General features: G+C 38.5%; 13 protein-coding genes. All 13 read right to left on the bottom strand.

Annotated elements, in window-relative coordinates; all coding sequences use genetic code 11:
• Nucleotides 1-95 precede the first annotated feature (95 nt).
• Nucleotides 96-641, bottom strand: a complete 546-nt coding sequence (locus J7E66_RS12600; RefSeq protein WP_088086429.1) for an outer spore coat protein CotE — start codon at nt 639-641, stop codon at nt 96-98.
• A 336-nt stretch (nt 642-977) separates the two neighbouring features.
• A complete protein-coding gene (locus tag J7E66_RS12595; RefSeq protein WP_088086428.1) occupies nt 978-1,433 on the bottom strand; it encodes a YlbF/YmcA family competence regulator in 456 nt (151 codons plus the stop codon).
• Between the two features lies 1 nt (nt 1,434).
• Nucleotides 1,435-2,979 (bottom strand): tRNA (N6-isopentenyl adenosine(37)-C2)-methylthiotransferase MiaB, encoded by a 1,545-nt coding sequence (gene miaB, locus J7E66_RS12590; protein WP_215000425.1) that lies wholly within the window; start codon nt 2,977-2,979, stop codon nt 1,435-1,437.
• A 186-nt stretch (nt 2,980-3,165) separates the two neighbouring features.
• Nucleotides 3,166-4,032 carry a 2-oxoacid:ferredoxin oxidoreductase subunit beta gene (locus J7E66_RS12585; protein ID WP_214714479.1) on the bottom strand — a complete coding sequence of 289 codons (867 nt, stop codon included), beginning with the start codon at nt 4,030-4,032 and terminating at the stop codon, nt 3,166-3,168.
• A complete protein-coding gene (locus J7E66_RS12580) occupies nt 4,033-5,769 on the bottom strand; it encodes a 2-oxoacid:acceptor oxidoreductase subunit alpha (protein WP_215000423.1) in 1,737 nt (578 codons plus the stop codon).
• 495 nt (nt 5,770-6,264) lie between these two features.
• A complete protein-coding gene (spoVS, locus tag J7E66_RS12575) occupies nt 6,265-6,525 on the bottom strand; it encodes a stage V sporulation protein SpoVS (protein WP_026566505.1) in 261 nt (86 codons plus the stop codon).
• Nucleotides 6,526-6,847: 322 nt separating this feature from the next.
• A complete protein-coding gene (locus J7E66_RS12570) occupies nt 6,848-7,645 on the bottom strand; it encodes a TIGR00282 family metallophosphoesterase (protein WP_168242804.1) in 798 nt (265 codons plus the stop codon).
• Nucleotides 7,646-7,754: 109 nt separating this feature from the next.
• Nucleotides 7,755-9,314, bottom strand: coding sequence for a ribonuclease Y (rny, locus tag J7E66_RS12565; protein WP_215000421.1), 1,560 nt, complete (start codon nt 9,312-9,314; stop codon nt 7,755-7,757).
• A 323-nt stretch (nt 9,315-9,637) separates the two neighbouring features.
• On the bottom strand, nt 9,638-10,681 hold the full coding sequence (gene recA, locus J7E66_RS12560) for a recombinase RecA (protein ID WP_088086422.1): 1,044 nt from the start codon (nt 10,679-10,681) through the stop codon (nt 9,638-9,640).
• A gap of 267 nt (nt 10,682-10,948) precedes the next feature.
• Entirely contained in the window at nt 10,949-12,202 is a 1,254-nt protein-coding gene (locus J7E66_RS12555) for a competence/damage-inducible protein A (RefSeq protein WP_215000419.1), read from the bottom strand.
• Nucleotides 12,203-12,240: 38 nt separating this feature from the next.
• Nucleotides 12,241-12,825 (bottom strand): CDP-diacylglycerol--glycerol-3-phosphate 3-phosphatidyltransferase, encoded by a 585-nt coding sequence (gene pgsA, locus J7E66_RS12550; protein WP_215000417.1) that lies wholly within the window; start codon nt 12,823-12,825, stop codon nt 12,241-12,243.
• Nucleotides 12,826-12,876: 51 nt separating this feature from the next.
• Nucleotides 12,877-13,776, bottom strand: a complete 900-nt coding sequence (locus J7E66_RS12545) for a helix-turn-helix domain-containing protein (RefSeq protein ID WP_215000415.1) — start codon at nt 13,774-13,776, stop codon at nt 12,877-12,879.
• A 21-nt stretch (nt 13,777-13,797) separates the two neighbouring features.
• Entirely contained in the window at nt 13,798-14,589 is a 792-nt protein-coding gene (locus J7E66_RS12540; RefSeq protein ID WP_088086418.1) for a DUF3388 domain-containing protein, read from the bottom strand.
• Nucleotides 14,590-14,866: the final 277 nt, after the last annotated feature.

The raw sequence follows: 14,866 nt of genomic DNA, 5'->3' as shown, positions 1-14,866 counted from the left end.
CTGATTTTCGCATCTAATCATTCTAAAATCAGAACTTTTCCATCCTTTTTACGTAAAAAGAAAAAAACTAGGAAGTAAAAACCTCCTAGTTAGTTTTATTCTTCTTCTGAGCCGACTAAGAAATCAGGATTTAACTCCTCGAATTCTTCATCGTCTACGTCCATTCCCCACTCATCGTCATTGTCCTTGCAGCCTTCAGAACTGACGCGAACACAAACCTTAGTCTCGCCAATCACCTCTACAAGGAATTCCCTTTCGACATGGACGATGATTCTGTTACCATTAGGGGAAATGACCGCTTCACAGCAATTAGGCTGCTGCAGCACTCGAGCACTTATTTCATTGTCATCGAGGCAGTCATGGTCACGATACTTTAACTTAATGACATCTGTATATTGGACACGTTCTGTAACAACTTCTGTTTTGGTATTATCATTAAATGAATACCAAACATTGATGTCGTAAGAGCCATGTATCTCTACAGTCTTGCCAACCTTTTTCGCATTGTATTTATGGTTGATGATCCAACAGCCAAGTATACTTGTTGGACTATGCGCCGGGCTAATCGTATGATTGGACTGGGTGAATTTACGTCCTTTCGCTACTACGGCCTTGGTAATTATCTCTCTATAGTCTCCCATTTCGCGCGAACCCTCCTCATTCATTTTCATTTCATCGTATGCATGATATAAGACTAGTGTGATTTTTATTTTGATGAGTACTGGATAAAAGTTTAGTCATAGTTCATTTTATGCGGGATTTAAAGGTGTGTGCCTTCCTGGCCTGTACTTAAAACGAAGGTTAATAAAATGACAGGAATCAGGGGAATATAAAAGTGGATTAGATTTATTAAAAATAGGCTGTATTAAAGGTTATTATTGATTTTATAACCAAGTTGATTGGAGCGGAAATCAACAGCCAAGTTTATCAGAGCAAAAAAAATAAAGCCAGGCTTTGTTAAAAGCCTGGCTAGAGTATTAATGATCGTGATCGCAATCGTCGTGACCTTCACAAGCCCCGCCGCCATTTTGCATGCTAGATCCAGTTTCTCCTAACAATACATCGCCGCCCGTTGAAATGATAATTTCATCGGTTACAGTATTCGAAATGGTTGAGGCAATGATTTGTAGCAATTCATTCACTTCTAATTGTGATTGTTTGAAATCCTGGACCACAGGTATTTCATCCAACTCTTGCTCAATTGAAGCAATTTTATCTTCTACCTTTTTTAGTGCTTCTGGTTTTCCATAATGCTGAAGGTTTACAGCCTGCTTTTGCAATCCCTTAATGTCCGCTATTAAGGTATGAACTTTCTTATTTTCATTTAATTGAGCCTCTGCTCGTTTAAAAAAGTCAACTTCTTCTGTTTCTGCAATCATCCGTGCTAAATCAGTTGCACGTGCAACGATATCGTCTTTTGTATATTTCGCCACTTTACTTCACCTCTGCTGGTTCTAGTTCTTCCACCATTTCTCCGTTTAATGACCATGTTTTTGCTTGTGTAATTTTTACTTTTACAATCTTGCCAATCGCTGATTTTGGTGCAGCAAAGTTTACAAGCTTACTCCTAGAGGTATAGCCTGCAAGAACATCAGGATTGTTCTTACTTTCTCCTTCAACAAGAACTTCAAGGATTTGGCCTTCATGTTTTTTCATAGCTTCTAATGAAAGCTCATTCACAAGAGCATTTAAGCGTTGTAAGCGTGCTTTCTTTACTTCCATCGGAACGTTATCCTCCATTTTTGCAGCTGGAGTACCTTCACGCGGAGAATAAATAAATGTATATGCTAATTCATAACCAACTTCACGATAGAGGGACATTGTTTCTTCAAACTGTTCGTCTGTTTCGTTCGGATAACCAACGATAATATCCGTTGTTAAAGCAACATTCGGAATGGCCGCTTTGATTTTTTTAACAAGCTCTAAATATTGTTCTCTTGTATATTTACGAGCCATGATTTTTAACACATCGGTTGAACCTGACTGCACTGGTAAATGGATATGATCCATTAAATTGCCGCCTTTGGCAAGGACCTCAATTAGGCGATCATCAAAGTCACGCGGGTGGCTTGTTGTAAAACGAATCCTTGGAATATCAATTTTTCGCAATTCATCCATCAGTTCACCAAGTCCATAAGTTCCGTCCTCTAAATCTTTCCCATAGGCATTTACGTTTTGACCAAGCAAAGTAACTTCTTGGTACCCTTGTGCAGCTAGATGACGTACTTCTTGGATAATTTCTTCTGGACGACGGCTTCGTTCCTTTCCACGGGTGAAAGGGACGATGCAATAAGTACAGAATTTATCGCAGCCGTACATGATGTTAACCCATGCTTTAATATTTCCACGGCGTACTTTTGGAAGGTTTTCAATCACGTCGCCTTCTTTTGACCATACTTCAACAACCATTTCTTTTGACATATATGCTTCATGCAATATATTTGGTAAACGATGAATATTATGGGTACCAAAAATCATATCGACCTGATGGTAGGTTTTGAGAATCTTATTAACTACTGATTCCTCCTGAGACATACACCCACAAACACCGATAAGTAAATCAGGCTTTTCCAATTTCAAGGACTTTAAATGGCCCAGTTCACCGAACACTTTATTTTCTGCGTTCTCTCTGATAGCACATGTATTTAAAAGAATGACATTTGCATCCTCCGTGTTGTCGGTTGGTTCATAGCCTAATGCTAAGAAAATCCCAGCCATAACTTCAGTATCATGTTCGTTCATTTGGCAGCCATAAGTACGGATATAAAATTTCCGCCCCTCGCCCATTCCACGAAATTCTTCAGAGATAGAAAAATCATTATGGTACTTTACTTCTTCTTTTCCGCGTTTCTTCGCTTCTGTTAAAGAAGGTGCAGTAATTACTTGTTCAAAGTACTTGCTGTAATCCTTGGCGGATTTTTTGTCCGAAGAATTAACAGACTCGACTTTCTGACCTTCTAAACGTTGTTTTTCATTCATTTGTTCAAATGCCCCTTTCTTTTCATATTACGTAATTCATCTATTAAATTTTTAAGATTTTAATCTGTGCAAAAGATGAATGAAGACTCCAGACTTTCTCCGCACATTATTATAGTATAAAGGTTAACTTGATTGAAAACAATAGAAAATCCCGTGACGTCAAGTCACGGGATTTTGTTACTATCATTAGATAAATTCAGAAACTAATTTATCAAAATAATTTTGGTCGAGATTAAGGTCAGCTTTTGCTAACGGTGCTTCAGAGTAGCCAGTGATCAGTTCTTGATAAGACTTACGCTCAGTATTTTGATAAATAAGTCCTGTAACAAGACCATTATGCTTCATTAATGTCTGCATTGCATCTTCGCGATTTGAAGGGTCATAACCCTCTATATCACTAAGTTTTGTTAGATTTTCTTTAAACCAATCATAGGTGTTCACCTTATTATAGGTAACACAAGGGCTGAAAACATTGATTAAAGAAAATCCTTTGTGTTTTAAACCGGCTTCAATTAAGGCAGTTAAATCTTTTAGATCTGTAGAGAAACTTTGTGCAACAAATGTTGCTCCTACAGTCAACGCCATTTCCATAGGAGAAATTGATTGCTCAATCGACCCCATCGGTGTTGACTTTGTTTTAAAGCCAGTAGCTGAACGTGGAGAAGTTTGACCTTTAGTCAAACCATATATTTGGTTATCCATAACGATATAAGTTATATCAAGATTACGACGAATGGCATGAATCGTATGCCCCATCCCGATCGCATAACCGTCACCGTCACCACCAGAGGCGATAACAGTTAAATCACGATTAGCCATTTTAACACCTTGTGCGATTGGAAGTGAACGACCATGAATCCCATGGAAGCCATATGAATTAATATAACCGGAAATACGTCCTGAACAGCCGATGCCAGAAATTACAGCTAAGTTTTCTGGCTCTAAGCCTACATTTGCTGCCGCACGTTGCATAGCCGCTTGTACGGAGAAGTCGCCACAGCCAGGGCACCAGTTCGGTTTTACATTGTTACGAAAGTCTTTAAAAGTGGCCATTTAGAACAACTCCTTACATTTTGTATATACTTCGTGTGGTAGGAACGGATTACCATCATATTTAAGATGCTTAGTAATTTTTTCAGCATGTCCAACATTCATTTTCATAATATTGGCTAATTGTCCAGTTGCATTGTTTTCCACTACAACAACTTTCTTCGCAGAACGAACAAGTGGAAGAACTTCGTCAGTTGGGAACGGATGGATCAAACGAATATGGGCATGATTTACTTTTAAGCCGTCTTTCTCTAAACGAGTCATTGCTTCTTCAATAACACCACGAGTCGAGTTAAAGCCTACAAATAGTACATCAGCATCTTCGTGCTTAACATTTTTATATACTGGTGTATTAAAGCGGATATTTTCGACCTTACGGAAACGCTTATCCATTTGCGCAATTCGATTTGGAGCAGATTCCGATGGTTTACCAGTCTCATCATGCTCGACACCTGTTACGTGATGAATACCATTTTTCATACCAGGGATTACACGTGGGGAAATCCCGTCCTCTGTTACTTCATAGCGTTTAAAATATGCATTGTTTTCGTTAGCAGGTATGTCTTCTGTTACCAATTTTCCACGTCTGATTTCAACCTTGTCATAATTTAATGGTTCAACCGTTTGTTTACCCAAGGATAATTGTAGGTCAGATAAAATAATGACTGGACATTGATATTCTTCTGCTAAATTGAATGCTTCAGCTGTATCATAGAATGCTTCTTCAACAGTGCTTGGAGCCATTACAATTTTCGGGATTTCACCATGTGTTCCATAAATCATCGCCATAAGGTCTGATTGTTCTTGTTTAGTTGGTAATCCTGTTGATGGACCGCCTCGTTGAGTGTCAACAATTACTAGTGGTGTTTCAGTAATACCTGAAAGGCCAATTGCTTCCATTTTTAAAGATAATCCTGGACCTGCTGAAGCAGTTATTGTACGAACACCACCGTAGTTTGCTCCAATTGCCATTGTACATGCAGCAATTTCATCTTCGGTTTGAATAACTGTACCACCTAGTGCAGGTAGCTTTTTAATCAAATATTCCATTATTTCAGAAGCTGGTGTAATTGGGTAGGCTGCCATAAAACGGCATCCGCCTGCAATAGCTCCAAGAGCAATAGCGTCATTTCCAATCATGAACATCCGTTTTTTGCCATCAGCCTTTTCAAGCTCCATTGTTTGGATGCCAGCAGCAAGATTTTCCTTCATTTTATCAAAGCCAGCTTTGATCGCATCCATATTTTTTGCAACTACTTGGTCGCCTTTTTTACCAAAAATCTCGCGAACTACTACTTCAAACACATGAATATCTAAGTCTAATACAGCAGAAGTTGCACCAATTGCAACCATGTTTTTCATTAGAGAAGTTCCGAGCTCTGTCGCAATTTCAGTAAATGGAACCGCATACAATGCAGCTTCAGTATCTTCCGGCTTCTTTGGATTGAATTTTGCATCAGCAAGGATTACTCCATTACTGTGTAATTCTTTGTAGTTTACATCAATAGTTTCCTGGTCAAATGCTACAAGGATATCTAAGTCATCAGAAATAGAACGAACTTCTGTAGTACTAACTCTGATTTTATTGTTGGTATGACCACCTTTAATACGTGAAGAAAAGTGACGATAACCATACAAGTAATATCCCAGGCGATTCAGTGCAATAGCAAAGATTTCCCCAGTACTTTCAATACCTTCCCCTTGTTGTCCTCCAACTTTCCATGAAAGTTGATTGATCATGACTTACACCCCTTTGGATATGTAAAAATAAGTAGTTTTGATGATCCATTTATTAGTTTAGCACTATTCCGAGTAAATCACTAGAAATTAGCCCATTTTATATAAAAAGACTAATAAAAAGTAGAAAGGTTATGTACTAAACGCTTACAATTCTAGACCTATGAACTAAAAATTGCAACCCTTAAAAGCGAAATAATGTCTAAAATATGAATATTTTTTTATTATTTGAAATATACTTGCTTTCTACAAGATAACAAATAAAAAGACATGATTTATCCGCATTATACGGCGTTTTGCAATATTAATTCAAGCTATGCACATTCATGATTTGAATTTTAAAAATTATTAAAGGTTATGATAGAATAATACTTTAATAAGTCAATATCATTTAATACCAATTAGTGAGAAATAAAACCTAAAAAATACCTGCTTGTAAAACAAGCAGGTAAAGGTAAATGTCCTTTTGTTTGGTCTCCTATAAATAGTCTATCTCTTTCAACGTGGTTCTACAATTAGTTTGATAGCTGTGCGTTCTTCCCCGTCAATTAAAATATCGGTAAACGCAGGGATACAGATTAAATCAACTCCGCTAGGGGCTACAAATCCTCGAGCAATCGCTACTGCCTTTACGGCTTGATTCAATGCACCCGCCCCAATTGCCTGTATTTCCGCTGCACCTCTTTCACGCAGAACCCCGGCAAGCGCACCAGCTACAGAATTAGGATTAGATTTTGCTGAAACTTTTAATATATCCATTTCTAGCTCCTCCTTAGAAAATCCCGATCCCGCATGAGCAGTTTCATGAACAAATCAGGTTATAACATTCCACTGCTACTATATTCATTTGTCAAAAAACATATTCCGGCTTGGACAAAAAAATTAGAAAAGCGGAGGCGCCCGGTTAGCAGATATGGACTGGAGCGCTTTGACTGAGATAAAGGAAACACGGAGAGCGAAGCGACTCGATATTGACTTATCGTAGGGAAAAGAGCGAAGTCCACTAGCTGCTGGGCGCTTGAGCTAGACACTGTTCAAAGATATTTAGTAACAAAAAAATAAGAGCAAATGAAATTTGCTCTTAAGAGTAAAACGGATGGTCATCATTTATTAAAATGGGCTGTATCTTTTTTGTTAAGCCTGTTTTACGATCTAATTCAATCATAACTGCACTTAACTGATTTCTTCCTGCGGTTGCCACTTCAAACCGGACTGGCAGGCTGGTTAGGAACCTTTTAAGGACTGCTTCTCTCTCCACCCCTAAAATGCCATCATAGGGCCCTGTCATCCCTACATCAGATAAATATCCTGTGCCTCCCGGTAAAACCCGGTTATCGGCCGTTTGAACATGTGTATGTGTCCCCACAACGGCAGAGACCCTTCCATCTAAATACCAACCCATTGCCTGTTTCTCACTTGTTACTTCCGCATGAAAATCCACAAAAATATATGGGGTTCTCTCCCTGGCTATTTCAACTAATTCGTCAGCTTTCTTAAAAGGACAATCCAATGGAGCCATAAAGGTTCGACCCTGCAGATTAATAACGGCAACTTCTAAATCATTGACTTTAAAAAATGCCATACCTTTCCCTGGTGTTCCTTCTGGAAAATTTGCTGGTCTAACCATATTTTTTGCAGTACCGATAAATTCAAAAATTTCACGATTATCCCATGAGTGGTTACCTAGTGTTACTGCCTGTGCCCCATACCCTAAGAATTCACGATAGATTTTTTCAGTAATCCCCTTGCCTCCTGCTGCATTCTCCCCATTGATAATAGTAAAATGAGGACGATATTTTTCTTTTAATTTTGGCAAATATTCCTTTACCATATCCCGGCCTGGTGAACCGACGACATCACCGATAAAAAGTAGATTCATTTTTGTTCCTTTCGTTAAAAAAATTGTTATTGTATAAATTGTATCACATTCAGACTTTATTTAATCGGATAAGGTGCTGCAAAAAATAAAGCGGTGCATGCGCACCGCTTTATTTTGCGTATTCAACAGCCCGTGTCTCACGAATAACTGTCACTTTAATATGACCTGGATAATCAAGCTCTTCTTCAATGCGCTTACGAATATCGCGTGCTAATCGATGAGCAGCAAGATCATCAACTGAATCCGGTCTAACTATAATACGTACCTCTCGACCTGCTTGAATGGCAAAGGATTTCTCTACACCTTCATAGGATTCCGAAATCTCCTCTAACTTTTCAAGACGGCGAATATAGTTTTCAAGCGTCTCACTACGTGCACCTGGTCTTGCAGCTGATAAGGCATCTGCTGCTGCAACTAAAACGGATATGATAGATGTTGCCTCTGTATCCCCATGATGGGAAGCAATACTATTGATTACTACCGGATGTTCCTTGTATTTGGTTGCAAGTTCAACACCAATTTCAACATGACTGCCTTCTACTTCATGGTCGATGGCTTTCCCAATATCATGAAGCAAGCCCGCACGACGTGCCAAAGTTTCATCTTGGCCAAGTTCAGCGGCAAGTAAACCAGACAGTTGCGCAACTTCCATAGAATGCTTTAATACGTTTTGCCCGTAACTAGTACGGAATTTTAAGCGACCAAGAATTTTGATCAGATCTGGATGAAGTCCATGAACACCCACTTCAAAGGTGGTTTGCTCACCCACTTCACGGATATACTCATCTACTTCACGACGTGATTTTTCTACCATTTCCTCAATGCGTGCCGGATGGATACGCCCGTCTTGGACCAATTTCTCCAGTGCTAAGCGAGCCGTTTCGCGACGAATAGGATCAAAACCTGATAGAATGACAGCTTCAGGAGTATCATCAATGATTAAATCAATTCCTGTTAACGTTTCAAGCGTACGAATATTTCTTCCTTCACGGCCAATAATACGGCCCTTCATTTCGTCATTTGGCAGGTTGACGACAGAGACAGTCGTTTCCGCAACATGGTCAGCAGCGCAACGCTGGATTGCTAACGAAAGTATTTCCTTTGCTTTCTTGTCGGCTTCCTCTTTTGCACGATTTTCGCTCTCCTTGATCATTATCGCAGTGTCATGGGTAAGTTCCTGCTCCATTCGATCAATAATGATTGTTTTTGCTTCCTCGCGCGTTAAGCTCGATATTCGTTCGAGTTCAGTTTGTTGTTTTCGTACTAACTCGTCCACTTTGCTTTCCATCTCTTCAATATGCTGTTGTCTTTGGTTTAGAGAATCATCCTTCTTTTCTAAAAGATTTTCACGCTTGTTTAACGTTTCCTCTTTTCGATCTAAATTCTCTTCTCTTTGCAGTAAACGGTTTTCTTGTTTTTGCATTTCATTTCTTCGTTCACGAACCTCACGCTCTGCTTCAGTCCGAAGCTTGTGAATTTCATCCTTTGCTTCTAGCAAAGCTTCCTTTTTCAATGAATCAGCATCACGTTTAGCATCTTCAAGAATCTGCTCTGCAGCATTCTTTGCACCTGCTACTTTTGCATCAGCAATGGATTTATGAACAAAATAGCCAACAACGGCACCGACGATAAGGCCAAGCAAAATGGAGATGATTGTAATTGGTTCCATCGTTACACCTCCTCTTGCTATGAACTTTTGTTACATTTTTTAAGTGTCGGCATGTACATTGTTTAGACTCAACATACAGCAAGCACCAAGGCTTTTTTCGAATTGTAATAATACCAAAAATGTAAAATATACATGTTAATTGTAAAGGTGGGAATATTCATTGTCAAGGCTTAGTCCTATTGGCTTTTTGAAATATTTAGAATAGGACATCATTTATTCATCCTAAATGCTAAAATCCATTGGATTTTAACAAATAAAACTTGGTATAAAAATAACATTATGTAAAAAAAGAGCAAAACCATAAATAGCTTTGCTCATCTACATTAGTCTATTAATTCAAATTGTTCATCATCGTCTTTCTCAGTGACAAATTTTTCACCATCTAAACCATAATGTTCACGGATTTTCCCTTGAATTTCGAGGCGAACATCTGGATTTTCCTTCAAGTATAGCTTTGCATTTTCACGGCCTTGACCTAATCTTTCAGAATTATAGGAGTACCATGACCCGCTCTTTTCAACGATATCTAATTCTGCACCTAGATCAATGATTTCGCCTTCTTTAGAAATTCCTTCACCATACATGATATCTACTTCAGCCGTACGGAAAGGAGGAGCGACTTTATTCTTAACTATTTTTATCTTCGTCTTATTACCTACAATATCATTTCCCTGCTTTAACGCCTCTGCACGACGAACTTCAATACGGACGGTGGAATAGAATTTCAATGCACGTCCACCTGGTGTTGTCTCGGGGTTTCCAAACATAACGCCAATTTTTTCGCGCACTTGGTTAATAAAGATGGCGATGGTCTTCGATTTATTGATGGCTCCAGATAATTTACGTAGGGCTTGCGACATCAAACGAGCCTGTAAGCCCATGTGAGAATCTCCCATTTCGCCTTCAATTTCCGCTTTTGGAACTAATGCTGCTACAGAGTCGACTACAATAATATCAATTGCACCACTTCGTACTAATGCTTCTGCGATTTCAAGCGCTTGTTCACCCGTATCTGGCTGTGATAGCAATAACTCATCAATGTTAACACCTAATTTTTGGGCATACGCTGGGTCAAGGGCATGTTCAGCATCTATAAATGCTGCTTGTCCGCCATTTGCTTGGACTTCAGCAATCGCATGCAAAGCAACCGTAGTTTTACCTGAGCTCTCAGGACCATAAACTTCGATAATACGCCCTCTAGGATATCCACCCACTCCAAGTGCTGCATCAAGTGCTAACGAGCCACTCGGACTCGTTAAAATCCTCGTATCTGTTTTCTCTCCCATTTTCATGACAGAACCTTTACCAAATTGCTTTTCTATTTGCTTTAACGCCATTTCTAAGGCCGCTTTACGATCATTACTCACGAATCTTTTCCTCCCTTATATAAACACAAGCAAATTGCTATAATCTATTAAATTAATTCCTACTAATAATATAACCGCTTTTCGGATATTTGTCGAGTAAATAAACGAACATTCATTCGTTTATTTTCAAAACAAAATCGTTGTAAAAAAAGGAAAATCCCCCACCCTTTTGAATCATTTTGCATTTTTAGTAGTCCGAAAAGGATAATTTCGTCAATTTTCAGACCTTTTTCCCAATTCTTGTTTATCCAAAAAAGTCACAGAACGCTAATTAGCATTCTGTGACTCTTTTAAAATTCGAAGGAGAAAATAGCAGCCAAATTTCACTGCACGGCTCCGGTTCGCTTCCCTTGTTCCGCCAAGGGTAATCTTTTCTACAATTGTCGGCTTTCCCTTAATTGCAATGCCTATATAAATTGTACCAACTGGCTTGCCTTCAAGTTCTTCAGGACCAGCAACACCCGTAAAACTAATCCCAATATCGGTTTTAAATACCTTTGAAGCATTTTCGGCCAGCTCTCTAGCACATTGTTCACTTACCGCACCATGTGTTTTAAGCGTTTCTTCCTGTACATCTAATAGCTGTCGTTTCACTTCATTTGAATAACAAACTATACCACCGTAAAACACTGAACTTGCACCTGAAATTGATGTTAACTCTTGCTGGAATAGTCCTCCTGTTAAACTCTCAGCGGCAGTAATAGTTAAGTTTCTTTCTTTTAAAGATTTCATTACTTCTATCAAAAGCGACGTATTATCATAGCCATATAAAAATGCACCAAGACGCTGATTTATCGTCTTTTCTAGTTCATCCAGCATAGCCTGTGCTGCATTTTCGTCCACATGTTTGGCTGTCAGTCGTAAAGTAACCTCCCCATCTCCTGCCAGCGGGGCTATCGTTGGATTGCTTTGCGCATCAATTAAATCAATAATTTCTGTTTCCAGAGCTGCTTCTCCAATCCCAAAAAACCTTAACACCCTTGAGACAATTCTCTCGTTAGACTTGTTTCTTGTAGAAAGAGCCTGGGTTCCATACTGGAGAAACATCGGTTCCATTTCCTTTGGCGGGCCAGGCAGCAGCATATACGTATGACCGCCGGATTCTACTACCATGCCAGGCGCCATCCCATGATCATTTGGGAGAATGTGAGATCCTGCTAATACGAGTGCCTGCTTTCGGTTATTTTCTGTCATTACACGATTGGTCCGCTTAAAAAAAAGTTCAATCGATGCTAACGCCGTTTCATCGATAACGAGTTCTTTACCAAGCTGACGAGCAATCGTTTCCTTCGTCAAATCATCCTTTGTAGGCCCAAGCCCGCCAGAAAATATTATAATCTCTGCACGCTTTTGGGCTATTTCAATTGCAGACTTTAGCCTGTCAGGATTATCACCGACAACTGTATGAAAATAGACATTAATACCAAGCCCAGCTAATTGCTGAGACAAAAATCTCGCATTCGTATTAACAATTTGACCGAGCAATAACTCCGAACCAACTGCAATAATCTCAGCATTCATAGCAATTCATCTTCCTTTACAACATAATAGAATTAAGTTTACTTTGAATTTTTTAGGACATGACTATTTTTTGCAAAATAATCCCAGCCAGACCAGATAGTAAAAATTAAAGCCACCCATAATGACACTATATCAAAACGGAATGGTATCATTGCAAAAATTATATTATGTAATAAGAGCGATGATATCGCGACAATTTGCGCCCATGTTTTAATTTTGCCGAGCATATTAGCCGCAACAACTTCGCCTTCCCCTGCAAGCAAGAGGCGTAAACCTGTTACTGCAAACTCCCTGCTAATAATAATAATGACTAACCATGAAGGTGCATAAACATCATTCAGTTCAACTAAAACAATAAGTGCAGCCGATACGAGTAATTTGTCAGCTAATGGGTCAAGAAATTTCCCCATATTGGTGACAAGGTTATATTTACGGGCATAATGGCCGTCAACCCAGTCAGTTACAGAGGCTAAAATGAAGATCAATGCACCGACAAAATGGGTAACTGGAAGTACGGTCCCAAGAAGTTGCATGTCGCCCCATTTAAAAGGAGCAAGCATAATAATCAAAAATATTGGAATTAATAATATTCTTGATACCGTTATTCTATTCGGAATATTCATAGTTTTCCTCCGTTTATTTATTAAAAGTGAAAAATAGTCATCTACAGATGACTATTCGTCTTTCAGAACATATTGAATCGTTATGTTCTGAACATTCGCAGTCGCTGGGACTGCATACTCGAGCTTTTGGTCATTCACATAAATTTCAGTGTCAGCAGCATTTCCAACCCTGATCACAGCCATACTTTCTGCTGATAAATCTTCTGTCTGGCTCTCAGTTGTACCTGTTTTTAGAAGCCCTTGAAAAAAGGATTTCCCTTTTCCATTTTTAATACTAACCCAGGTTTGACCTTTAGAAACCAACTTCACAATAAATTTATCTGCATTTTTTAATTCATAGGTTGAATTCCTGCCGCTGCTTTGAACTGCTGTAATTTCTTGTTTAGGTGTTTCTTCTACCGTTGTTTGTTCCTCTTCCTGTACTGTATTATCCTTCTGTTCCTCATTTACTTTATGATTATCTTTATCATCAGCTTTTACTTTTTCAAGATTCTTCGATGTAACAATTTTAACGGGTTCATTCTGCTTACTAATTGATTCATTGGAATTTCCACCAGCATGATTTGATATAAAGTAATATAAAAGGCTTGCAGCACCAATTACAAAAACACCGATTAATACCTTTGGCAGAATATCAAATATTTTGGAATTACCTTCAGTAATTGTTTTGTGTGTTTTCACTCTAGACAATTGCTGGGGTAAATCATCATTATAGGTAGCAGGAATTTCGCCTTTATAGGTTTCAAAGATTTCATCAGGATTGAGGCTTAAAGCCTCAGCATACTGTTTAATAAATGCACGCACGTAGAAATTTCCAGGCATGCTCGCATAATTACCTTCTTCAATACCAATTAAATAACGCTTTTGAATTTTGGTCATGGATTGGACATCATCCAAGCTAAATCCTTTAGCTAATCGGGCTTCTTTTAGTCGATTCCCTAATTCAGTCAACTGTTAACACCTTCCAATTTATTAGAAATCAAAATCACCAAAATCTGATCCGGAGAACATGTTATGCTGGTCAACGACTTCATATGTAATCTCTTCTTCCGCGTCATTCCTAAGCTCGATAATATAATCAAAATCATCGAGTGTGTATTCTGAGTTTTGTACAAAGACATCAGGGTGCTCGATTACTTTTACTGATGGCAGACGCATTATTTCTCGGACAAGCTGCCAATGACGTTCATTTGCTCGTTTTGTTGATACTATTCCATCAAGAATAAATAGATTATTTTCGTTGTACTCATCTTCAATTAATTGATTGCGGATTGTTTGTTTTAACAGTGTCGATGAAACAAATAACCAACGTTTATTTGCACAAACACTCGCTGCAACTAACGATTCTGTTTTACCTACCCGTGGCATTCCACGAATACCAATCAGTTTATGTCCCTCCTGCTTAAATAATTCTGCCATAAAATCAACTAATAAGCCAAGTTCATTCCTTACAAAGCGGAAGGTTTTTTTATCATCAGCATCTCTTTGAATATATCGGCCATGTCTAACTGCAAGCCTGTCACGCAGTTTTGGTTCCCTAAGTTTAATTAGTTTTATTGTGTCCATAGTATGTAAAATTGACTCTAGTCGTTTAATTTGATCATCGTCTTTTGCTAAAATGAGCAAACCACGTCTTCCTTCATCCACACCATTAATCGTCACAATATTAATAGAAAGCATACCCAATAGGGATGAAATGTCACCCAATAGCCCTGGACGGTTCTTTTGAATCTCATATTCTAAATACCATTCTTTTTTCACGATATAAACCTCCTATAAAGAAGTTTCGACACTTTTCTGCATTTCAGCATCTAACCCCTATAATAAATGATTTTGGATGAAGATGAAAGTAAAAACACAGATATTCGTTTCTTTAATGGAGTTTATAGATTTATACATACAAAAAGAGAGGAGAAACCTCCTCTCTCAGGCTGTCGAGAAACTTTCGACAGCCTCTTATTTTCTACAATAACTTTAACCATTCACCGCGTTAATTTATTATAATATTATTAATATATAGGCTTTGCAACATGTCTGTTGA

Source organism: Bacillus sp. ISL-7 (assembly GCF_018613065.1).
This window is presented reverse-complemented; position numbering and strand designations above follow the sequence as displayed.

Excerpts from the sequence above, each read along its gene's own strand:
- J7E66_RS12600 (WP_088086429.1), bottom strand. The coding sequence starts at position 641 with ATGGGAGACTATAGAGAGATAATTACCAAGGCCGTAGTAGCGAAAGGA.
- miaB (WP_215000425.1), bottom strand. The coding sequence starts at position 2,979 with ATGAATGAAAAACAACGTTTAGAAGGTCAGAAAGTCGAGTCTGTTAAT.
- J7E66_RS12585 (WP_214714479.1), bottom strand. The coding sequence starts at position 4,032 with ATGGCCACTTTTAAAGACTTTCGTAACAATGTAAAACCGAACTGGTGC.
- J7E66_RS12580 (WP_215000423.1), bottom strand. The coding sequence starts at position 5,769 with ATGATCAATCAACTTTCATGGAAAGTTGGAGGACAACAAGGGGAAGGT.
- spoVS (WP_026566505.1), bottom strand. The coding sequence starts at position 6,525 with ATGGATATATTAAAAGTTTCAGCAAAATCTAATCCTAATTCTGTAGCT.
- J7E66_RS12570 (WP_168242804.1), bottom strand. The coding sequence starts at position 7,645 with ATGAATCTACTTTTTATCGGTGATGTCGTCGGTTCACCAGGCCGGGAT.
- rny (WP_215000421.1), bottom strand. The coding sequence starts at position 9,314 with ATGGAACCAATTACAATCATCTCCATTTTGCTTGGCCTTATCGTCGGT.
- J7E66_RS12555 (WP_215000419.1), bottom strand. The coding sequence starts at position 12,202 with ATGAATGCTGAGATTATTGCAGTTGGTTCGGAGTTATTGCTCGGTCAA.
- pgsA (WP_215000417.1), bottom strand. The coding sequence starts at position 12,825 with ATGAATATTCCGAATAGAATAACGGTATCAAGAATATTATTAATTCCA.